This window comes from Microbacterium sp. GW823-FHT02G05 (genome assembly GCF_058797175.1).
On the sequence record NZ_JBXAJK010000002.1, the window covers coordinates 150,122 to 169,874 of the forward strand.

The 19,753-nt window shown below is 67.2% G+C and carries 18 protein-coding genes; 12 read left to right on the forward strand and 6 right to left on the reverse strand.

All coding sequences use genetic code 11. The features are described 5' to 3' along the window. Positions 1 to 36 precede the first annotated feature (36 nt). Positions 37 to 762 carry a GntR family transcriptional regulator gene (locus AC1REM_RS10650; RefSeq protein ID WP_489969356.1) on the reverse strand — a complete coding sequence of 242 codons (726 nt, stop codon included), beginning with the start codon at positions 760 to 762 and terminating at the stop codon, positions 37 to 39. 97 nt (positions 763 to 859) lie between these two features. Here AC1REM_RS10650 and AC1REM_RS10655 point away from each other — a divergent pair, with 97 nt between their 5' ends. The 6 genes from AC1REM_RS10655 (at position 860) to clpX (ending at position 7,368) form a co-directional block, all read left to right on the forward strand. After that, the gene (locus AC1REM_RS10655; RefSeq protein WP_492514619.1) at positions 860 to 1,852 is read left to right on the forward strand and encodes a carbohydrate kinase family protein; all 993 of its coding nucleotides are present in this window, start codon (positions 860 to 862) and stop codon (positions 1,850 to 1,852) included. Continuing rightward, positions 1,849 to 2,427 carry a TIGR00725 family protein gene (locus AC1REM_RS10660; protein ID WP_492514620.1) on the forward strand — a complete coding sequence of 193 codons (579 nt, stop codon included), beginning with the start codon at positions 1,849 to 1,851 and terminating at the stop codon, positions 2,425 to 2,427. Before AC1REM_RS10655 ends, AC1REM_RS10660 begins: the two co-directional genes overlap by 4 nt. Before the next feature lie 51 nt (positions 2,428 to 2,478). Next, complete coding sequence (locus tag AC1REM_RS10665; protein ID WP_492514621.1) at positions 2,479 to 3,528, forward strand: ABC transporter substrate-binding protein; 1,050 nt, start codon at positions 2,479 to 2,481, stop codon at positions 3,526 to 3,528. Then, positions 3,525 to 4,358 (forward strand): ABC transporter ATP-binding protein, encoded by an 834-nt coding sequence (locus AC1REM_RS10670; RefSeq protein ID WP_492514622.1) that lies wholly within the window; start codon positions 3,525 to 3,527, stop codon positions 4,356 to 4,358. The genes AC1REM_RS10665 and AC1REM_RS10670 overlap by 4 nt, the downstream gene beginning before the upstream one ends. Further along, positions 4,355 to 5,980 carry an ABC transporter permease gene (locus tag AC1REM_RS10675; RefSeq protein WP_492514623.1) on the forward strand — a complete coding sequence of 542 codons (1,626 nt, stop codon included), beginning with the start codon at positions 4,355 to 4,357 and terminating at the stop codon, positions 5,978 to 5,980. The genes AC1REM_RS10670 and AC1REM_RS10675 overlap by 4 nt, the downstream gene beginning before the upstream one ends. 119 nt (positions 5,981 to 6,099) lie before the next feature. Further along, positions 6,100 to 7,368 (forward strand): ATP-dependent Clp protease ATP-binding subunit ClpX, encoded by a 1,269-nt coding sequence (gene clpX, locus AC1REM_RS10680; protein WP_492514624.1) that lies wholly within the window; start codon positions 6,100 to 6,102, stop codon positions 7,366 to 7,368. A 17-nt stretch (positions 7,369 to 7,385) separates the two neighbouring features. On the opposite strand, the gene AC1REM_RS10685 is transcribed toward clpX, so the two are convergent. Together AC1REM_RS10685 and AC1REM_RS10690 are read right to left on the reverse strand one after the other, a co-directional pair. Next, positions 7,386 to 7,886, reverse strand: coding sequence for a GyrI-like domain-containing protein (locus tag AC1REM_RS10685; RefSeq protein ID WP_492514625.1), 501 nt, complete (start codon positions 7,884 to 7,886; stop codon positions 7,386 to 7,388). A gap of 80 nt (positions 7,887 to 7,966) precedes the next feature. Continuing rightward, the gene (locus AC1REM_RS10690) at positions 7,967 to 10,018 is read right to left on the reverse strand and encodes a M3 family metallopeptidase (RefSeq protein ID WP_492514626.1); all 2,052 of its coding nucleotides are present in this window, start codon (positions 10,016 to 10,018) and stop codon (positions 7,967 to 7,969) included. Between the two features lie 79 nt (positions 10,019 to 10,097). Here AC1REM_RS10690 and AC1REM_RS10695 point away from each other — a divergent pair, with 79 nt between their 5' ends. Together AC1REM_RS10695 and AC1REM_RS10700 are read left to right on the forward strand one after the other, a co-directional pair. Further along, entirely contained in the window at positions 10,098 to 10,745 is a 648-nt protein-coding gene (locus AC1REM_RS10695; protein WP_492514627.1) for an ArsR/SmtB family transcription factor, read from the forward strand. Beyond that, positions 10,742 to 10,960, forward strand: a complete 219-nt coding sequence (locus AC1REM_RS10700) for a hypothetical protein (RefSeq protein WP_492514628.1) — start codon at positions 10,742 to 10,744, stop codon at positions 10,958 to 10,960. Before AC1REM_RS10695 ends, AC1REM_RS10700 begins: the two co-directional genes overlap by 4 nt. A gap of 6 nt (positions 10,961 to 10,966) precedes the next feature. On the opposite strand, the gene AC1REM_RS10705 is transcribed toward AC1REM_RS10700, so the two are convergent. Further along, positions 10,967 to 11,188, reverse strand: coding sequence for a hypothetical protein (locus tag AC1REM_RS10705; protein ID WP_492514629.1), 222 nt, complete (start codon positions 11,186 to 11,188; stop codon positions 10,967 to 10,969). Beyond that, entirely contained in the window at positions 11,188 to 13,782 is a 2,595-nt protein-coding gene (gene valS / locus AC1REM_RS10710; protein WP_492514630.1) for a valine--tRNA ligase, read from the reverse strand. Before valS ends, AC1REM_RS10705 begins: the two co-directional genes overlap by 1 nt. A 212-nt stretch (positions 13,783 to 13,994) precedes the next feature. Here valS and AC1REM_RS10715 point away from each other — a divergent pair, with 212 nt between their 5' ends. The 4 genes from AC1REM_RS10715 (at position 13,995) to AC1REM_RS10730 (ending at position 18,897) form a co-directional block, all read left to right on the forward strand. Beyond that, on the forward strand, positions 13,995 to 15,608 hold the full coding sequence (locus AC1REM_RS10715; protein WP_492514631.1) for an ABC transporter substrate-binding protein: 1,614 nt from the start codon (positions 13,995 to 13,997) through the stop codon (positions 15,606 to 15,608). A gap of 72 nt (positions 15,609 to 15,680) precedes the next feature. Beyond that, complete coding sequence (locus AC1REM_RS10720; RefSeq protein ID WP_492514632.1) at positions 15,681 to 16,604, forward strand: ABC transporter permease; 924 nt, start codon at positions 15,681 to 15,683, stop codon at positions 16,602 to 16,604. Then, entirely contained in the window at positions 16,601 to 17,413 is an 813-nt protein-coding gene (locus tag AC1REM_RS10725) for an ABC transporter permease (RefSeq protein WP_492514633.1), read from the forward strand. The genes AC1REM_RS10720 and AC1REM_RS10725 overlap by 4 nt, the downstream gene beginning before the upstream one ends. After that, on the forward strand, positions 17,410 to 18,897 hold the full coding sequence (locus AC1REM_RS10730) for a dipeptide ABC transporter ATP-binding protein (protein ID WP_492514634.1): 1,488 nt from the start codon (positions 17,410 to 17,412) through the stop codon (positions 18,895 to 18,897). The genes AC1REM_RS10725 and AC1REM_RS10730 overlap by 4 nt, the downstream gene beginning before the upstream one ends. Positions 18,898 to 18,900: 3 nt before the next feature. Here the strand turns inward: AC1REM_RS10730 and AC1REM_RS10735 are convergent, their stop codons facing one another. Then, positions 18,901 to 19,551, reverse strand: coding sequence for a pentapeptide repeat-containing protein (locus AC1REM_RS10735; RefSeq protein ID WP_492514635.1), 651 nt, complete (start codon positions 19,549 to 19,551; stop codon positions 18,901 to 18,903). Between the last annotated feature and the right edge of the window lie 202 nt (positions 19,552 to 19,753).

The window sequence follows — 19,753 nt, forward strand, 5'->3', positions numbered from 1 at the left end:
CGGCGCCGGTCTCGTTGTCGTCCTGGCGTGTGCGGATCAGCCTTCGTCTGGTACAGAGGACGTCGCGAAGAGGTCCAGCGGCACGACGGACAGATCGACGACGTGCTTGGCGAGGTAGACGAACTTGCCCGGAGCCTGGGCGGTGAAGGTCACGGTGACGAGCGTCCGCGCCTCTTTCCGCGGTGAGCCGATGCGACGCGTGTCGGTGATGTAGGGGGCCAGGCGCAAAGACGTCAGCGCGGCTTTCGCCTGATACTGCGCGCCGAGTTGCGCGAACAGGGTGGCGTCATCGGCGGCGTCGACGGGCTCGTGCCCGGCCTCGATGAACTCCAGCGCGCTGGCGACGATCCTGTCGCCGATCAGCAGCTCGCTCTCCCACGTGACGATGTCGTCCCCGCGCTGGATCTCGAGGAGTCGGGAGTTCCACTCGGTTGCGGGCGAAGGTGTGCGGGCGACGCGACGGACGACGACAGGGGAGTGAGTGCGCGCCATCGCCTCGAGCGAGACGACCGTCCCGAGGCGTGCCGGCGCCATCCCCGCGATGTGCCGGCGCCGACCGGGACCGCGTTCGATCACCCCGTCCTCCTCGAGAAGAGCGAGCGCCTGGCGGACGGTGGTGCGGCTGACACCGAGCTGACGGGTGAGCTCTTCCTCGGTGGGAAGGGCTGCGTGGGGATCTCGGGACGTCGAGAGGGCGTCGAACAGGCTGTCGTAGACCTGGACGGCGAGCGGGCGGCGGTCGCGGACCGGCGGAAGCTTCATGAGGGTCATTCTGGCAAAGGTCTCCGGTCGGCTTCAATCTGTAGTATGTTGTCGAGCATTAGACATTGTAGTCAGATTGTTTAGCGGGAGAGATTTCGTGCACTCGGAGACCAGAGTCAACGTCGTCGGCGGGTTCACCATCGACGCGATCATCCGTGCCGATGGCACCTGGACGACAGGCCAGCTCGGCGGCAACGCGCTGTGGGCGTCCGCGGGGATGCGGCTGCGCACCGGGGCACACCCGGTGGCGCATTCGGTGGTCGGTGTGGACTATCCGGCATCCGCACTCGAAGCCGTGCGCGCGCAAGGAATCGACATCGACGGTGTGCACCGCGGTGCAGGGCGCACCGCACGGATCACCTTCGCCTACCGTCCGGATGGCACCCGGTCGCAGCCCGCTCCCGCAGATGCCGTCGGCCGACTTCCGCTGCACGTGCAGCCGGAGTTCGGCGACACGACGCGCGAGCCGGCGATCACGCTCGCCTCGCTGCCGGAGGGGACGGATCTGCTCAGTGCAGCCGCAGAGGGCGGAGCGTGGCACCTCGGGTTGCTTCCTCCGGCACGTTTCGCGGAATTGACCTCCGCGCTGCGTGGGGCTGGCGTGGGCTACCTCCAGGCAGATTGCCCGGCGCGCTCCGAACTGCTGCGCGACGGTGATGCCGTGCTGCGCTCGCACCTGAGCGAGCTCGACGCCTTCCTTCCGAGCACATCCGACACCGACGTCTTCGCACCCGGTGTCCCGCACGCGGAGCTCGTCTCTCGCTTCCACGAGTACGGTGCGCCCATCGTCGTGATGAAGCGCGGCGAAGAGGGAGCACTGGTCTCAGATGCGACCACCGGCGAGCGCTGGTCTGTGCCTGCGTATCCGGTCGGAGAGCACCTGGATGCGACCGGCGCCGGTGACGTCTTCTGTGGTGTCTTCGCCGCCGCGCGCGCCGCCGGCGCGACCGTGATCGACGCCGCAGTGGAGGCATCCGTCTACGGCTCCTATGCGCTCAACGCCCCCAGCCCCCTGGCGCTTGTCGCCCAGCCTCTCGACGACATCGACGAGCGCATCCACCACATTCGAAACGGAGTGACCTCGCTATGAGAAAGACCACGATCGGCGTCATCGGCAACGCCGCGCGCCCCGGCGTCGAACTGCCCGCGGCGCTGCTGGACACGGCCCGCGAGGTCGGCGCGCATATCGCCCGATCGGGTGCTGTGCTCGTCACCGGAGGAACAGGCGGGGTCATGGAGGCGTCCGCCGAAGGGGCGAAGTCTGCCGAAGGTCTGACGATCGGATTCCTGCCGCAGGCGGACTTCTCACACGCCAACGGCTTCACCGACATCGCGTTCCCGACCGGCATGGGAACCATGCGCAACATCCTCACGGCTCGTTGCTGCGATGCCCTCATCATGGTCGGCGGCGGCATCGGCACGCTCAACGAGCTGACGATCGCCTATGACGTCGGCACGCCCGTCATCGTGCTGCGTGGCACAGGAGGCTGGGCCGACCGGATCGCCTCCTCACTCGTCGACGGACGCTGGCTCGATGAGCGACGCGTCTCCGAACTGGAGTTCGCCGATTCCCCTGCGGACGCCGTCCGCGACGCCCTCGCCGCTGTGCACCGCCCACGCCGTGCCGGAGCGCTCCAGGCGCACACCGGTCATGCCGGTGCCTGAACCCTCACTTTCCACCCACCCGAACACCCGTACCCACTCCGGAGGAGAACAATGAAGTCCATCCGCACGCGCGCCGTCCTCGCAGCCATCGCTGCCGCCGCGCTCGTCACCACACTCACCTCGTGCGCCCCCGCGGCGGACAGCACTGCCGAAGGCGCCGACTTCGGCGGACTCGCTCTTCAGCTGTCCTTCGTGAAGAACTCGCAGAACAGCGGCGAATACATCGCCGACAGCGAGGGCTTCTACCTCGACGAGGGCTTCACGAGCGTCGACCTCATCGCGGGCCCGACCGCGGTCGAGGCGTCCGTCGCATCGAACAAGGCCGACGTCGGCTTCTCGACCGCGCTGACCGCCGCGAACGTCATCGCGACCGAGGGGATGCCCGTCAAGATCGTCGGCGCGGTGTACCAGCGCAACGCCTTCACGATCCTGTCGCTCGACGGCGATGGCGCCATCCGCACGCCGAAGGATCTGGAAGGCGCTCGCATCGGCATCACCGCCGGTACCGCGAAGACGATCGTCGAGGCGCTGGCCAAGGCCAACGACATCGATCCGACATCGATCACGTTCGTTCCGGCTGAGGGCAACCCCGCGCTGCTGACGAACGGCGAGGTCGACGGATACTTCGGCCTCGACACGAACGAGCGCATCGTGCTCGAACAGCAGGGACACAAGATCGTCTCGCTTCCGCTCGCTGAGAACGGCCTGCCTTTCGCCGGCACGAGTTTCATCGTCACCGATGACGCTCTCAAGAACGATCGGGAGCGCGTCAAGGCCTTCCTGCGCGCGGAGATCCGCGGCTGGGCGGCGGCGATCGCCGACCCGCAGAAGGGCGTCGATCTCGCGCTGAAGACCTACGGATCCGACCTGGGCCTGGATGCGAAGAAGGAATCCGCGCAGGGCGCGATGCAGATCGACTACGTCTATCCCGCGTCGTCCGCGGAGACGGGCCTGTTCTACCTCACGGAAGAGGCCATCGCGCAGAACATCGCGTCGATCGAGTTCGCCGGCGTCAAGATCGCCGCTGCCGACCTGTTCGACATGAGCCTGCTCGACGAGATCTACGCCGAGAACCCCGAGTTGCGGGAGGTCGGCAAGTGACCGCGAGCGCACTTCACGAGCGCGGTGACGCGGTGGCATCCGCGGACCAGGGGTTCGTACTGGAAGGTCTGACGAAGACCTTCGGGCGTGGCAAGGGCACCGTCACGGCGCTGTCGGACGTCTCGCTCTCCACCCAGAAGGGCGAGCTGCTCGCCCTTCTGGGGCCCTCGGGCTGCGGAAAGTCGACGATCCTGCGCATTCTCGCCGGGCTGGATGACCCTTCCGCGGGCAGCGTCACGGTGCACGGTGAGGATCCCGCACGCATCCGTGCGCAGCACCAGATGGGGATCGCCTTCCAGGACTCCGCCCTGCTGCCGTGGCGCAGCGTCTACTCGAACGTGCGCCTGCCGCTGGAGATCTCCGGTGTGGATGTCGCGCGCGATGAACTGCTGGATCTGATCGGACTGGTCGGACTCAAGGGCTTCGAGAACGCCCGACCCGCACACCTCTCCGGAGGGATGCGTCAGCGTGTCTCGATCGCGCGCGCTCTCGCAGTGCGTCCGTCCGTGCTGCTGTTGGATGAGCCCTTCGGCGCTCTCGATGACATGACCCGTCAGCGGATGAACCTGGAACTGCAGCGGATCCTCGCGGCGAAGCCTGCCACGACCCTGCTCGTGACCCATGGCATCACCGAGGCGATCTTCCTCGCCGACCGGGTCGCGGTCATGAGCGCCCGCCCGGGACGCGTCAAGACGATCCTCGACATCGATCTGCCGCGGCCGCGAACGCCGGAGCTCATGCGTTCGCCTGAGTTCCACGCGCTCGTCGACGAGGCGACGGAGCTGCTGTTCGAAGAGTCGAACGCACTTCCCGCCGAGGCGCGGCGATGAGTGCCACGGTCGCGATCGCCGTCGGCGCGAATCCGCGGCGACGGCGCATCGATCCGCGGCTGTTCGGTGTGCTCGGATCCCTCGGGATCATCGCACTGTGGTGGTTGCTGGCCGCGGGGCCGCTCGCGGCAGCGGGCACGGTTCCCACGCCACCCGCGGTGGTCGCGCAGTTCGCCGCCGACGGCTTCGCCTTCTACTGGGCGAACGCCTCGGTGACGATGCTCGAAGCTGTTCAGGGCTACGCGATGGGTGTCGGACTCGGTCTGGTCGCAGCATCGCTCGCTCTGATGATCCCGGTGACCGAGCGCTTCGTCGTGCAGCTCGCCGTCATCACGTACTGCGTACCGATCGTCGCCATCGGCCCCATCGTCTACCTTCTGGTGGGCGCTCCGCGCGGTGGCGCGCCCTCCGGTACGGCCATCGTGCTCGCCGCGATCGCGGTGTTCTTCACCACGGTCGTCAACGCGATGCTCGGGTTCCGGGCGGCGGACAAGCGCGCGCTGGACCTGGTGACGGCGTATGGCGGCGGCGCCGCGACGAGACTGCGCAAGGTGCAGCTCTTCAGTGCGCTGCCCTCGATCTTCAGTGCTCTGAAGATCGCGGCCCCCGGCGCACTTCTCGGTGCGATCCTCGGCGAGTACGTGGGGGGAGTGGACCGCGGACTCGGTGCCGCGATGGTCAACGCGCAGCAGAACATGGACGTCGAGCGGACGTGGGCAGTGGCGATCGTCGCCGCGGCGATCGCCGGCGGATCCTTCGCAGTGATCGGGCTCCTGGAGTGGTTCGCGCGCCGCATCGGACTGGTCGCCGAGGCGACGACGGCCGGCTTCGCGAGCGAGGACGCCCTGCAGGGTCGCGGTGGCTGGCGCTCGGTGCTGGCGACCGTGGGCACGGTCGCCGTGCTCGTGCTGCTCTGGGATCTCGCGCTGCGGATCTTCCAGGTCTCTCCGTTCGTCGGCAAGGGGCCGCTCGACGTGTGGGCGTTCTTCACAACAGCTGAGGGCGCGGCGGCCAACAGATCGCAGATCCTCGCCGACACGGTCGTGACTCTCGGCCATGCGGGCATCGGCTTCACCGCTGGTCTGGGAGCGGCGATCGTCATGGCGATGCTGTTCGTGCTCGTGCCTCCGCTCGAGTTCGCGATCATGCCGTTGGCGATGATGATGCGCTCGGTGCCGCTGGTCGCGCTCGCGCCCATCGTGATCCTGATCTTCGGACGGGACATCATGACCCTCTCGGTGATCGGTGGACTCGTCGTCTTCTTCCCGGCGCTCGTGAACGTCACCATGGGGTTGCGCAGCACTCCGGCGCAGATGACCGACCTCATCAGCGTGTACGGCGGCCGCACGCCGACGGTGCTGCGGATGGTGCGGGTTCCGGCTGCGCTTCCCGCCCTGTTCTCATCGATCAGGATCGCCATTCCGGGAGCGATCGGCGGCGCACTGCTCGCAGAGTGGCTCGCCACTGGAAACGGACTGGGGTACGGCATCGTGTCGGCGATCGGACGGTCTGACAACACCTTCGTCTGGGCCTGTGTCGTCGCGATCACGCTCTCGTCGCTGCTCCTGTACGGTGTGGCGTCGATCATCGAGCGGGTCGTGCGGCGCCACTGGGGCGGATGACCGCAGAACGTGCGACCCCGACTGCACGTCTTGCAGTCGGGGTCGCATCAATGCGGCCCAGTGTCGGTGGGAGCGGTTAGGCTCGATTGACGATCTCTCGTTCCCCAAGGAGGACGCGCATGGCCCGTATCGGTGAAAGCGCTGATCTGTTCAAATGCTCTTTCTGCGGCAAGAGCCAGAAGCAGGTGCAGCAGCTCATCGCTGGCCCCGGGGTGTACATCTGCGACGAGTGCGTCGAACTCTGCAACGAGATCATCGAAGAGCGTATGGCGGAGTCGGCGGGCGGAGCGGTCGCCGAGTTCGACCTCCCGAAGCCGCGCGAGATCTTCTCCTTCCTGGAGGAATACGTCGTGGGCCAGGACCCGGCGAAGCGCGCACTCGCCGTCGCCGTGTACAACCACTACAAGCGCATCCGTGCGCACGGAACGTTGCAGCCCGCCGAGCAGAAGGCCGACGAAGTCGAGATCGCCAAGAGCAACATCCTGCTCATCGGTCCGACCGGCTGCGGCAAGACCTATCTGGCCCAGACACTGGCTAAGCGTCTGAACGTGCCTTTCGCGGTGGCGGACGCCACGGCGCTGACCGAGGCCGGCTACGTCGGTGAAGACGTCGAGAACATCCTTCTCAAGCTCATCCAGGCCGCCGACTACGACGTCAAGCGCGCCGAGATGGGCATCATCTACATCGACGAGGTCGACAAGATTGCCCGCAAGGCTGAGAATCCCTCGATCACGCGTGACGTGTCCGGGGAGGGAGTGCAGCAGGCATTGCTGAAGATCCTCGAGGGCACGGTCGCCTCCGTGCCCCCGCAGGGCGGGCGCAAGCACCCGCACCAGGAATTCCTGCAGATCGACACCACGAACGTGCTGTTCATCGTGGCAGGTGCTTTCGCCGGACTGGAAGACATCGTCTCGTCCCGTGTCGGTAAGCACGGCATCGGCTTCGGCGCACCGCTGCACGACAAGGGCAAAGACCTCGACCTCTACAGTGAGGTCCTTCCCGAAGACCTGCACAAGTTCGGTCTCATCCCGGAGTTCATCGGCCGACTCCCGGTCATCGCCTCGGTGTCGCCGCTCGATCAGGATGCGCTGATCGACATCCTCACCGGCCCGCGCAATGCGCTCGTCAAGCAGTACCAGCGGATGTTCGAGATCGACGGTGTCCAGCTGGAGTTCGAGGAAGAGGCGCTGCGATCGATCGCCGACCTCGCCGTCGAACGCAAGACAGGAGCCCGTGGGCTTCGCGCGATCCTCGAGGACGTGCTGGGCCCCATCATGTTCGAGATCCCCTCGACAGAGGATGTCGCCAAGGTCGTCGTGACCCGCGCCGCCGTCGACGAGGGCGCCCCGCCGACGCTCGTGATGGAGCGCAAACGCAAGAGCGCGTGAGCGCGGCGGAGCGAGGCTCAGAGAACGATCGGCAAGATGAGGTCGGTGCGCAGCTCTTCGGCGGGGACGCTCGGGTCTGAGACGTAGACCTCGATCGACATCCCTCGGATGCTGAGTCCCTGACCAAGCGTCTCCTCGACCAGCCGCATCCACCCGGCGCCGAGACCGTCGTACGAACCCATGACCGTGGTTGCCGTCGCGGGTCCTGTCGGAAGTGCGGATCCGAGAATCGTGACGCCTGCATCTGTCGTGAGGGGCTCCTCCGGTGCGCGCTCGACAGGAAAGCCGAGTTCGAGGTCAAACACCTCCATCGGGTTCCCGTAGTACACGGCGACGGCGGGACCCACCGGAGTGAGCGTCCCGTCTGCGAACAGCGCTCCGAGCGCCGCGTATCCCGTGTCGAAGGCATCACGCAGGTCGTCGATGCGAATCTGCTCGTGGCGGATCACCGCCAGAGGGACGTCACCGACGTCGACGCGGTCGACGGCGGCAAACGGGGCGTCAGGAAAGACGGTCATAGCGAGGGCTCCTTCACGGTCCGGCGGCGATAGCCCCAGTGTAGAACCGCGGGGTCTCTGCGATTCGGCGAGTTCTGCGATCAGTCGGCAAGCCCGCGACGCTTCAGCAGCGGAGCGATGTCGGCGTCACGGCCGCGGAAATCACGGTACGCCTCAAGAGGATCCTTCGACCCGCCGACACCGAGCAGACGAGTGCGGAATCGGTCGCCGTTGTCACGGGTGAGCCCGCCGTTCTCCCGGAACCATTCGACGGTGTCGGCATCCAGAACCTCGCTCCAGATGTACGAGTAGTACCCCGCGCTGTAGCCGCCGGAGAACACGTGCGCGAAGTAGGCCGAGGAGTAGCGGGTCGGCACGGCGGGGTTGTCGAGGCCGATGTCAGCGAGAGCGGATGCTTCGAACGCGCCCACATCGTCGATGTTGGCGTCCGCTGCGCCGAGCCGATGCCAGGCCTGGTCGATCCATGCGGCAGCGAGGTACTCGCTGGTGGCGTGGCCTTGGTCGAACGTCTCTGTGGCGCGCAGGCGCTCGACGATGTCGACGGGAAGAGGCTGGTCGGTGTCGATGTGGCGGGCGTACGCGGTCAGTACCTCGGGCCAGAGGATCCACATCTCGTTCACCTGGCTGGGGAACTCGACGAAGTCACGGAACACGTTAGTGCCGGCGAAGTGCGGGTACGTGACGGTCGCGAAGAGACCGTGCAGGGCGTGGCCGAACTCGTGGAAGAGGGTGGTGACCTCGTCGAGGGTCAGCAGCGTCGGCTCGCCGTCACCGGGACGCGGCACGTTGAGGTTGTTCACGACCACGGGCTTCGTGCCCCGCAGCGTCGACTGGCTGACGATCGGATTCATCCACGCGCCTCCGCGCTTGGAATCGCGCGTGTAGAGGTCGAGGATGTACAGTCCGAGAGGGCTTCCGTCTTCATTGAAGACCTCGAAGGTGCGGGCCTCGGGGTGGTAGCTCGGAAGGTCAGGGCGTTCTTCGAAGGTGACGCCGTAGAGCAACGTGGCCGCGCGAAAGACCCCGTCCTGCAGGACACGCTCGGCCTCGAACCAGGGTCGCAGCGCAGCCGTGTCGATGTCGTAGCGCGCGGTGCGAACCTTCTCCGTGTAGAAGGCCCAGTCGTGAGCCTCGAGCGCGAAGGGAACCGCTTCCGTGTCATCGATGATCTCCTGCAGCGTAGCCTGCTCAGCGCGGGCGTTGCGTGCGGCGGGCGCGGCCAACTGGCGCAGCATCCGCTCGACGGCCTCCGGGGTGCCCGCGGTCTCGTCCGCTGTGATGGCCGCGGCGTGCGAGGGATAGCCGAGCAGTTGCGCACGCTCGGCGCGCAAGGAGACGATCTCGCGGATGGTTGCCCGGTTGTCGTGCACATTCCCGCGCGAGCCTCGGGCGCGGGAGGCCTCCATGATGCGTCGACGCGTCTCGCGAACGGTGAGCGATGCGAGAGCGGGATGACCCGTGAACAGAGGCAGCGTCAGCAGGTAGCCTTCTGCTCCGCGGTCGGCGGCGGCACGGCGGGCAGCGGACAGCTCGCCGGTAGAAAGCCCGTCGAGTGCGGCCGCTTCCGGGAAGAGCACGGCGAGGTCGTTGGTGTCGGCGAGCAGGTTCTTCTCGAAAGTCGCGCTGAGGGTCGAGAGCCGTTGATTCAGGGCAGTGAGGTGCGACTTCGCCTCATCGTCGAGGGAGGCGCCCGCGAGGGTCATCTCACGATGGTGGCGTTCGAGGAGATAGCGCGACTCGGGGTCGAGCGCGAGCTCGTCGATGCGGTCATGCAGTGTCGACACGCGCCAGTACAGGGCCGAATCGAGCAGGATCGCATCCTGATGGGCGGCCATCAACGGTGCGAGCGCCTCGTCGATCGCCTGGATTTCGGGTGTCGCGTCGGCGGAACTCACGGTGTAGAAGGCATGCGCGACGCGATCGAGAGTCTCGCCGCTGCGTTCCAGGGCGATGATCGTGTTGTCGAACGTCGGCATCGAGCGCACCACCGTAATGCTGCGCACCTCCGCGAGATGCTCCGCGAACGCTGCCTCGAAAGCCGGGAGGTAGTGTTCCGGGCTGATCGACGCGTAGTCGGGGAGCGCGTAGGGGAGTGCCGAAGGTGCGAGCAACGGGTTGGGCGCGTCAGTCATGCCCTGAGCCTACGCGCACGGTTCACAATCATGCAAAGAAAGTCTTGCAAAGGAATCTTTGCAGAGCTATCTTTGCAGCATGACGAACGAAGAGAAGCCCCACGTCGCCGCGCCTCGCACGCTCGACCCCGGTGCGCTCAAGGCCCTCGCGCACCCGCTGCGTGTGCGCATCTTCGACGTTCTCAGCACGGCGGGCCCGCAGACTGCGAGCTCCCTGGCGGCCATCGTCGGCGAGACATCCGGAGCCACCAGCTACCACCTGCGCGCGCTGGCCGCCCATGATCTCATCCGTGAGGTCCCGGGACGGGGGACCGGGAGGGAACGCTGGTGGGAGCGTCCGAAGGTTCGCATCGACTTCGCGGGGCCGAGCGATTCCATGTCGCCGGGAACGAAGGCTGCCGCGCAGATCGTCACCGCCGAGTTCCTCCGCCTCCGCCATGAGGCGCTGTTGGCGTACATGCATCGTTCGGAGTCGGACGAATCGGATGAATCGGACGCCTGGCGGGATGCGCATCTCATCATGACCGCGGGCATCATGATGACGGCCGCGCAGACGCAGGAACTGCAGAAGGAGCTGACGGCGGTCGTGGAGAAGGCGATCGATCGCTACCGAGGACAGGAAGGCCCCGACGTTCGCCACGTCACCGTGCGTGCCGACGTCTTCGACCTTCCCGCACAGCCCACCCGCGAGCGCACCGCTCGCGCAGAACAGGCGGAGGAATCATGACCAGCGCGACGATTCATCTGGTCGCACCGACCTCGGCTGAGCGCCTGCTCCTGCGCTTTGCTGCACGAGTGACCGCGCACGTCGAGCAGCGTGTTGCACGGCGCGCTGCTCGTCGGGAGCTCGCACTCGACCTGCTACGCGAGCGGCAGAGCCGGCGCCCGGAACCCGTCCACTACGAGAGGGTGCTGCAGGACCTCGGCTCACGCATGCTGTGAGGCGTGTCAGTCCTGGAACGGCCGTGCGACGACCTCGTCGTCGGCGCCCAGGAAGACCTCCCAGCCGCCATCCCACTCGGCGATCGGCCGGCCTTCCAGCCAGGTGAGCGTCCATGATCCCGTGAGCGGATCTGCGGATGCCTCGACCTGGCTGATCGCGGGCCGCAGCGCGGCGGGAACGGATGCCGGAGCATCCGTCCCCGCCGCCCAGCGGGTGCCGAGCTGCATCAGCTCTGCTCCACCGGGGCGAGCTCGATCTCGACGACTGCGAACTCTTCGGCCTCGATGATCTCGAGCGCAGCGATACGGCCGACGGCACGCAAGTCGTCAGCCGCGGCGCGCAGCGCCTCGATCTTGGCCGCGGGTGTTGCGATCACGGCACGAGCGACTGGCGTCTTCTGTGAGGCCTTCGCCTCGGTCTTCGCGCGGCGGATGCCGATCAGTGCTTCACTCGCAACGGCGAGCACGGCAGAGTCGCCGTCGATTCCGAGCGGCGTGGGCCAGGTGGCCGTGTGGATCGAGCCCTCCTCGAACCAGGACCATGCCTCTTCGGTCGCGAACGAGACGACGGGGGCGAGCAGACGCAGCAGCGTCGACAGTGCTGTGCGCAGCGCGAGCGCGGCCGACGCCTGGCCGACGTCGGTCTGGTCGTAGGCGCGCTCCTTGACGAGCTCGAGATAGTCGTCGCAGAACGTCCAGAAGAACGCTTCGGTGACTTCCAGTGCCTTCGCCTGGTCATAGTTCTCGAACGCCGCCGTCGCCTCGCGAACCACGCCGTCGAGAGCGGTGAGCATGGAGGCGTCGATGGCGTGGGTGATCTGTGCACCCTCCGGAACGGGGAACGAGAGCACGAACTTCGCCGCGTTCAGGATCTTGATCGCCAGACGGCGTCCGATCTTCACCTGGGTCGGGTTCTGCGGGTCGAAGGCCGCGTCCATGCCGAGGCGGCTGGAGGCCGCCCAGTAGCGCACGGCGTCGGAGCCGTGTGCGTCGAGGATATCCGCCGGGGTGACGACGTTGCCCTTCGACTTCGACATCTTCTTGCGGTCGGGGTCGACGATGAAGCCGGAGATCGCGGCATCCGTCCACGGAGCACGGTTGTCTTCGAGAACAGAGCGCAGCATGGTCGAGAACAGCCAGGTGCGGATGATGTCCTGACCCTGCGGGCGCACGTCGAACGGGGCTGTCAGGCTCCAGAGCTCATCGTCGCGCTTCCATCCGCCGGCGAGCTGCGGCGTCAGCGACGACGTCGCCCAGGTGTCGAGGATGTCCCGCTCGGCGTCGAAGCCACCGGCCACGCCGCGCTGGTCTTCGGTGTAGCCCGCGGGCACGTCGATCGTCGGATCGATCGGCAGCGCGGCAGCATCCGGTGTCAGGACCCGGTCGTAGTCGCGTTCGCCGTTCTCGTCCAGCGCGTACCACAGGGGGATGGGCACGCCGAAGAAGCGCTGACGTGACACGAGCCAGTCGCCCGTCAGGCCGCCGACCCAGTTCTCGTAGCGCACGCGCATGAAGTCGGGGTGCCAGGTCATCTCGCGGCCGTGCTGGACAAGCGTCTCGCGCAGCTGCTCGTCGCGGGCGCTGTTGCGGATGTACCACTGGCGCGTCGAGACGATCTCGAGTGGGCGGTCACCCTTCTCGAAGAACTTCACGGCGTGGTTGAAGGGCTTGCCGACGGCGGTCATGTCGCCGGTCTCCTGCAGCTTCTCGACGATCGCCTTGCGTGCGCTGAACACGGTCTTGCCTGCGAGCTCTGCTGCGTACCAGTCGGCCGCCTCGGCGCTCGTGATGATCGACGGGGCGTCGGGCAGGAAGCGCCCGTCCAGGCCGATCGTGGTCATGTTCGGCAGATCGGCGCCCTCGGTCGTGCGCAGCTCGCGCCACCAGATGATGTCGGTCACGTCGCCGAAGGTGCAGACCATCGCAGCGCCCGTGCCCTTGTCGGGCTGCGCGAGGTGGTGACCGTGGATCTCGATCTCGGCGCCGAAGAAGGGCGTGCGCACCTTCGTGCCGATGAGGTGTTTGTGCGGTCCTTCCGGGTGCGTCACGATCGCGATGCACGCGGGGAGCAGCTCGGGGCGCGTCGTCTCGATCGCGATCGAGCCGGAGCCGTCGGCGAAGGGGAATTCGATCGTGTGGAAGGCGGCCTGTTGGTCGCGGTCTTCGAGCTCGGCCTGCGCGATCGCGGAGCGGAAGTCGATGTCCCACAGGGTCGGCGCGAGCGACTGGTAGGCCTCGCCGCGCTCGATGTTGCGGATGAAGGCGAGCTGGCTCTGACGGATCGTGTCGTCCGAGATCGTTCGGTACGTCTGGGTCCAGTCCACGCTCAGGCCGAGCTGGCGGAACAGCGCCTCGAACTGCTTCTCGTCTTCGATCGTGAGACGCTCACAGAGCTCGATGAAGTTGCGGCGGCTGATCGGCAGCTGATCAGCGGCACGGCTCGACTTGTTGTCGCCGCCCTCGAACGGGGGCGTGAAGTCGGCGTCGTAGGGGAGTGAGGGATCGCAGCGCACCCCGTAGTAGTTCTGCACCCGGCGCTCGGTGGGCAGGCCGTTGTCGTCCCAGCCCATCGGGTAGAAGACCGTCTTGCCGCGCATGCGCTCGAAGCGCGCCTTGACGTCGGTGTGCGTGTACGAGAACACGTGACCGATGTGCAGGCTGCCGGATGCGGTCGGCGGCGGGGTGTCGATGGAGAAGACACCGGCTCGGCCAGCCTCGGCAGCTCGGATGCGATCGAACAGGTAGGTGCCCTGTTCTGACCACTGGTCGTTCCACTTCGCTTCGAGACCCTCGAGTGCGGGCTTGTCGGGAATCACTGACATGGAGGTCTCCTTGCGCGATGTGTGCGGCACTGTGTGAGCGTGCCTGAGTGTGGGTTTCGCGCCAGTCTACCTGTGGTGCGCCGGGTGCGGGCGAGAGGTGGCTGACGGCCGCGTCGACGTGGCCTTGCCGCGGCAGAATCCCGATAGATCGACTCGATCCAAGAATTCGACGTAGGATTGTGGCAACCCATCCGATCTTCCCGAGGATCCCCATGCCCACTCCGCGTGCTCGTCGTCTTCTCCCGTTCGCTGCCCTGGCAGCATCCGCCGCGCTCCTCCTGAGCGCCTGCGCGTCTCCCGGCGGTTCTGCGGACGGTGGTGGTGAAGTCGTCTGGGGTGTCGACGGCAGCCTCCTGTCGCTCGGTCACCTCGACCCGCAGACGAGCCAGCTCGACATCTCGGCGACGGTGCAGCGTTCGATCCTCGATTCGCTGATCTTCCAGAAGGCCGATGGCTCTTTCGTGCCGTGGCTCGCCACCGACTGGACGATCTCCGACGACAGCACCGAGTACACCTTCACGCTGCGTGAAGACGTCACGTTCCACGACGGTGAGCCCTTCAACGCCGCGGCTGTCAAGGCGAACTTCGATCGCATCGTCGATCCGGAGACCGATTCCGCACAGGCCGCGAGCATGCTGGGCGGCGAGTTCTACGCCGGAACGGATGTCATCGACGATTACACGGTCAGCGTGAGGTTCACCCAGCCGTATGCGCCGTTCCTGCAGGCCGCCAGCACGGCTCAGCTCGGCTTCTTCTCGCCGGCTGTGCTGGACGAGTCGGTTGACACACTCAAGGCAGGCGGACCGGATGTCTCAGTGGGCACCGGGCCCTTCGTGCTGACCGACTACACGCCGGACCAGGAGATCGTCTATACCCGCAACGACGGCTACACCTGGGCGCCCGAAGGCCTCGAGGCGCCGGAGTTCGAGACGCTTCGGGTGCAGATCCTCCCGGAGGCATCCGTACGTGCGGGTGTGATCAACTCCGGCGAAGCCGACCTGGTGAGTGAGGTGCCGCCGAACCTGGTGTCGACGATCAGCGAGGGCGTCACTGTCGAATCCATCGAGTACCCGGGCCTCCCGTACTCGCTCTACCTGAACGAGAAGTACGGCGTGTTCGCCGACCAGAAGGTGCGCCAGGCGTTCTCTCGCGCCATCGACATCGATGCGGCCGTCGAGGAGATCTACTTCGGTGAGTTCCCGCGTGCGTGGAGCATCCTGGGGCCGACGACTCCCGGCTACGACACGAGCCTCGAAGGCTCCTGGCCATTCGATGAGAAGCTCGCGAACCAACTGCTGGATGAGGCGGGATGGACGACCCGCGACGCCGACGGCATCCGCACCAAGGACGGCGTGCGTCTGTCCGCGCGCTGGATCGCCTGGACGCCGATCCCTGACGATCGGGCCGCTCTCGCGAACGCGATCCAGTCCGATCTCGCCAAGGTCGGGTTCGAGCTCGTGCGCGAGGCTCTCGAGCCCGGTGCGTACAACGAGCAGTACGGGCCGAAGACGTTCGACCTGACCGATTGGGGCTTCTCCGGCGTTGACGCCGACCTGCTGCGCAGCCACCTGCACACCGACGGCTTCCAGAACGCATCGCAGGTGAACGACCCCGCGCTCGACACGCTGCTGGAGCAGGGCATGTCGACGAGCGATGCGGATGCTCGGGCGAAGATCACGACCGAGCTGCAGCAGTGGAACGCCGAGCACGTCGCGATCGTGCCGCTGTATGTGCCCTCGAGCATCACCGCGATCGGGGAGCGCCTCCAGGGCGTCACCTTCGACCTGTACGGGCGACCGCTGTTCTTCGGAGCATCCGTCAAGTAGTCACGTGTGCGGTGCCCTCTCGCTCTGAGCGGGAGGGCAAGCCGCTACGATGCCCCCGAGAGGTGTGGTGCGATGATCAGAAGGCTCGGCGGGATCGTCGTGTCCGTCGTCATCGTGCTCTGGGGCGCAGCAACCCTCGCCTTCTTCGCGCTGCGTGTCATCCCGGGGGATCCCGTCGACGTGATGCTCGGTCCCCTCTCTCAGGTGAGCGCGCAAGGACGCGAAGCCCTCCGCGCAGAGCTCGGCCTCGATCAGCCGGTGCTCGTGCAGTACGTGACCTATCTGGGACAGCTGCTGCGCGGGGATCTCGGTGAGTCCTTTCAACTGCGGATGCCGGTCGCAGAGGTTCTCGGCCGTCAGCTCGGCGCGACGCTGCAGCTCACCGCACTCGCGCTGCTGATCGCGGTCGTGCTGGCGCTCTCGGTCGCGATGCTCGCCAGGGGACGCACCTCCCGGGGGATCGTGGCGACGGTCGAACTCGTGGTGCTGTCGTCACCCGTGTTCTGGATCGGCCTCGTGCTTCTGAGCGTGTTCGCATTCGGACTGGGGTTGTTCCCCGTGTCAGGGTCGCGCAATCCCGCGACCCTGGTTCTGCCCGCCGTGACGCTCGCGCTGCCCGTCGCCGCGCTCCTCGGACAGGTGCTCCGCGACGGCATCGAGAGCGCAGAACGTGCGCCGTTCGCCCTGACCGTGCGTGCACGCGGAGCCAGCCATGCCCGCCTCACAGCGCGGCACACGCTGCGCCACGGTGCCGCCGGCGCCCTCACTCTGACCGCCTACCTCGTGGGCTCGCTGCTCGGCGGGGCGGTGCTGGTCGAGACCGTGTTCGCGCGTCCCGGCATCGGTCGTGTCGCTCTCGCGGCGATCACGAACCGCGATCTGCCCGTCGTTAGCGGTGTCATCCTGCTGAGCGCCGCCGCCTTCGTCCTCGTCAACATCGTGGTCGATCTGCTGCATCCGGTGATCGATCCGCGCCTCCGGGAGCGCACCCGATGAGCGTCCGGCAGAAAGTGCTCGTGTTCGCGGCGGTGCTTGTGCTCTCGGTCATCGCGTTCGCCGCGCTGTTCCCACAGGTCATCGCAACGCATGACCCGCTGCAGACGGACGTCCGAGCCGCACTGCAGGCGCCGAGCGCGGAACACCTCTTCGGCACCGATCAGAGCGGACGCGACGTGTTCTCGCGTGTGGTGTACGGCGCGGGTCGTTCGGTCGGCATCGGTCTGCTGGCGACGGGACTCGCGCTGATCGTGGGTCTGCTTCTGGGCTCGCTGTCGGGGATTGCTCCCAAGATCGTGGATGCCACGGCGATGCGTCTCACCGACATTCTGCTGGCGTTCCCGGAGTTCCTGATCGCCCTCATCGTCGTCGCGGTCCTCGGTCCCGGCCCACAGAACGTCGCGATCGCCGTCACCCTTGCTGCAGTGCCCGTGTACGTAAGGCTCGCCCGCGTGCAGACCCGCACGCTCGTACTGGCCGAGTACGTCGAAGCGGCTCGCATCCTCGGGGTGGCGCCCCTGCAGGCGTTCGTGCGACACGTGCTCCCGGGCGTGCTGGGCTCGCTGAGCGTCCTGGCGACGATCGGCATCGGTTCGAGCATCCTCGCCGCCGCGGGGCTCAGCTTCCTCGGGCTCGGCCCCGCCGAACCGGATCCCGAATGGGGACTCATGCTCGCCGGCGGCCGCAACGTGCTCGCCCAGGCCTGGTGGATCTCCGTCTTCCCCGGAGCGGCGATCACGCTCACCGTCGTGAGCGCGACCGTCCTCGGGCGGATCGCGCGATCCCGCGCAGAAGGGCGTACCGAATGAGCGTGCACGTACGCGATCTGCGGATCGCCATCGAGGGTCGCGTCCTCGTCGACGGGGTCAGCCTCGATGTCGAGCCCGGTGAGTGCCTTGCCATCGTCGGCGAATCCGGCGCGGGGAAGTCCTTGACGGCGGCCGCTCTTCTCGGCCTCGCGCCGCGCGGCAGTGCCGTGCAGGCGGAAGAGCTGAGCGTCGACGGCACGGATGCCCGGGGCTTCCGCGAGCGCGAGTGGCGTGCCATGCGCGGCGACCGCATCGCCCTTGTCTCGCAGGATGCGCTCGTGTCGTTGGATCCGCTGCGGACGATCGGTGCGGAAGTCGCTGAGCCGCTCGAGATCCACACGCAGCTGAGCCGGGAGGCGAGGAAGAAGCGGGTGCAGGAGGTTCTCGCCGCAGTCGCGATGCCGGACCCGGAACGTCGTGCGACGCAGCATCCGCATGAGCTGTCCGGCGGGCTGCGTCAGCGCGCGCTCATCGCCTCAGCCGTGGCTGCGGAACCGCGCATCCTGGTCGCGGATGAGCCGACGACCGCGCTCGACGCCACCGTGCAGGCGCGTGTGCTGTCGCTTCTGCGCGCGATCGCAGATGACGGCATGGCGGTGATCTTCATCAGTCATGATCTCGCCGCGGTTCGACGCGTCGCCGATCGGGTGGTGGTGATGAGAGACGGACGTGTCGTCGAGCAGGGGCCGGTGACGCAGATCCTGACCGTGCCGACGGAGGAGTACACGCGTGCTCTCGTCGCGGCGTCCCGGCATCGCCCGCTGTCGCCACCGTCTGGGCAGCGTGTGGTGCTCGCAACGGCGGAGGGGGTGACCCGGCGGTTCGGCGCGATGACTGTCGTCGATGGCGCCTCCTTCACGCTGTCGCGCGGCGGCACTCTCGGTTTCGTAGGGGAGTCGGGGTCGGGCAAGACGACGCTCGCGCGGATGCTCGTGGGCGTCGACCGTCCCGACGTCGGGGCGCTGCGCTGGCATCAGCCGGTGCGGGTGCAGCTCGTGCACCAGAATCCACTCGGTGCGTTCGACCCCCGTTGGACGATCGAGCGGTCGCTTGGTGAAGCGCTGGCCGCGGGTGGCGTGTCCCGCGGCGCACGCTCGGCGCGCACGACCGAACTGCTCCAGGAGGTCGGACTGGATCCCGCGCTCGGCCGCCGCCGTCCGCATCAGCTCTCTGGCGGACAGCGTCAGCGTGCGGCGATCGCACGTGCCCTGGCCGCGGACCCGACGGTTCTGGTGCTGGATGAACCGGTGTCGGCCCTGGACGCGACGGTGCGTGAACGCGTGCTGGAGCTCCTTCGGCGGCTCCAAGAGGAGCGCGCGCTCACGATGGTGTTGGTGTCGCATGACCTCGATGTGGTCGCCGCGATCGCGGAGGACGTTCTCGTCATGCAGGATGGACGCATCGTCGAGCAGGGGCCGACGGCATCGATCTTCGCTGCACCGCAGCATCCGTTCACCCGGGAGCTGCTGGCGGCCGGCCGCTGAGCCTCAGAGCAGGACCTGGATGCCTGCGGTGCGTGCGAAGGCCGTGGCGAGGCGCTCGACCTGCAGCAGACTCATCGTCGTGCCGCGCAGGCTGTTCGTGTCGAGGTAGGCCGCGGCGTCCAGGCCGCGAAGGTCAAGGTCGCTCGCGCGCATCCCACCCGTGTCGACTTCATCGGCATCACTGCGCTCGAACGCGAGGCGTGCGATCTCTGCCTGCGGCATGTCGAGCGCGCGCACACGACAGTCTTCGATCACCACGTCATGCAGACGGGCGCCGCCGAAGGTCAGGTACTCCACACGCAGATCGCGCAGGGTGAGCTCGCTGACGCGCGTGCCGCTCAGGTCGAGCGTGCCGACGCGCCCGCCGCTGATGCGCACGCGGCGAAGGTTCGCGTTGCGCAACACGAGAGTGGTGGCTCGGACATCCGTTGCGTCCACATCGACGAGCGTCGCGCCGGTGAGATCGATCGAGCCGGCATCCGCCGAGAACGTGCACTGGTCGAGGTCTGCATAGGCCAGGTCGACGTCGCCCGCGAGGCTCAACTGCGCGGCGGTGAGGTGGGCACGTCGTGCAGCGGGGGCGGGGGTCAGGGTCGCGGGAAGATCCGGGGCGGACACACGAGGGGCGGTCGGGGAGTCGTTCTTGCGAGCCATGCGTCGAGCGTACGGGTGGCTGCGGACATCGCCCGCGCGGACGGGCCACCGCTCGCCAGCGGATCTGCGTACAATAGCCAGACCAGCTTTGATCCGGGTATCGCCGGGGAGCTCTCGGAAGAACGGTCGCACGACTCAGTAGAACCGAGCGGGGCAGGCCCGTCATCGCCGCAGTGAGAGTGGCACCGGATGCGACGTATCC

Bases quoted from the DNA above. Each gene is read 5' to 3' on its own strand.
- AC1REM_RS10650 (WP_489969356.1), bottom strand. From the start codon at position 762: ATGAAGCTTCCGCCGGTCCGCGACCGCCGCCCGCTCGCCGTCCAGGTC.
- AC1REM_RS10660 (WP_492514620.1), top strand. From the start codon at position 1,849: ATGAGAAAGACCACGATCGGCGTCATCGGCAACGCCGCGCGCCCCGGC.
- AC1REM_RS10665 (WP_492514621.1), top strand. From the start codon at position 2,479: ATGAAGTCCATCCGCACGCGCGCCGTCCTCGCAGCCATCGCTGCCGCC.
- AC1REM_RS10675 (WP_492514623.1), top strand. From the start codon at position 4,355: ATGAGTGCCACGGTCGCGATCGCCGTCGGCGCGAATCCGCGGCGACGG.
- clpX (WP_492514624.1), top strand. From the start codon at position 6,100: ATGGCCCGTATCGGTGAAAGCGCTGATCTGTTCAAATGCTCTTTCTGC.
- AC1REM_RS10685 (WP_492514625.1), bottom strand. From the start codon at position 7,886: ATGACCGTCTTTCCTGACGCCCCGTTTGCCGCCGTCGACCGCGTCGAC.
- AC1REM_RS10690 (WP_492514626.1), bottom strand. From the start codon at position 10,018: ATGACTGACGCGCCCAACCCGTTGCTCGCACCTTCGGCACTCCCCTAC.
- AC1REM_RS10695 (WP_492514627.1), top strand. From the start codon at position 10,098: ATGACGAACGAAGAGAAGCCCCACGTCGCCGCGCCTCGCACGCTCGAC.
- AC1REM_RS10700 (WP_492514628.1), top strand. From the start codon at position 10,742: ATGACCAGCGCGACGATTCATCTGGTCGCACCGACCTCGGCTGAGCGC.
- AC1REM_RS10705 (WP_492514629.1), bottom strand. From the start codon at position 11,188: ATGCAGCTCGGCACCCGCTGGGCGGCGGGGACGGATGCTCCGGCATCC.
- valS (WP_492514630.1), bottom strand. From the start codon at position 13,782: ATGTCAGTGATTCCCGACAAGCCCGCACTCGAGGGTCTCGAAGCGAAG.
- AC1REM_RS10715 (WP_492514631.1), top strand. From the start codon at position 13,995: ATGCCCACTCCGCGTGCTCGTCGTCTTCTCCCGTTCGCTGCCCTGGCA.
- AC1REM_RS10720 (WP_492514632.1), top strand. From the start codon at position 15,681: ATGATCAGAAGGCTCGGCGGGATCGTCGTGTCCGTCGTCATCGTGCTC.
- AC1REM_RS10725 (WP_492514633.1), top strand. From the start codon at position 16,601: ATGAGCGTCCGGCAGAAAGTGCTCGTGTTCGCGGCGGTGCTTGTGCTC.
- AC1REM_RS10730 (WP_492514634.1), top strand. From the start codon at position 17,410: ATGAGCGTGCACGTACGCGATCTGCGGATCGCCATCGAGGGTCGCGTC.
- AC1REM_RS10735 (WP_492514635.1), bottom strand. From the start codon at position 19,551: ATGGCTCGCAAGAACGACTCCCCGACCGCCCCTCGTGTGTCCGCCCCG.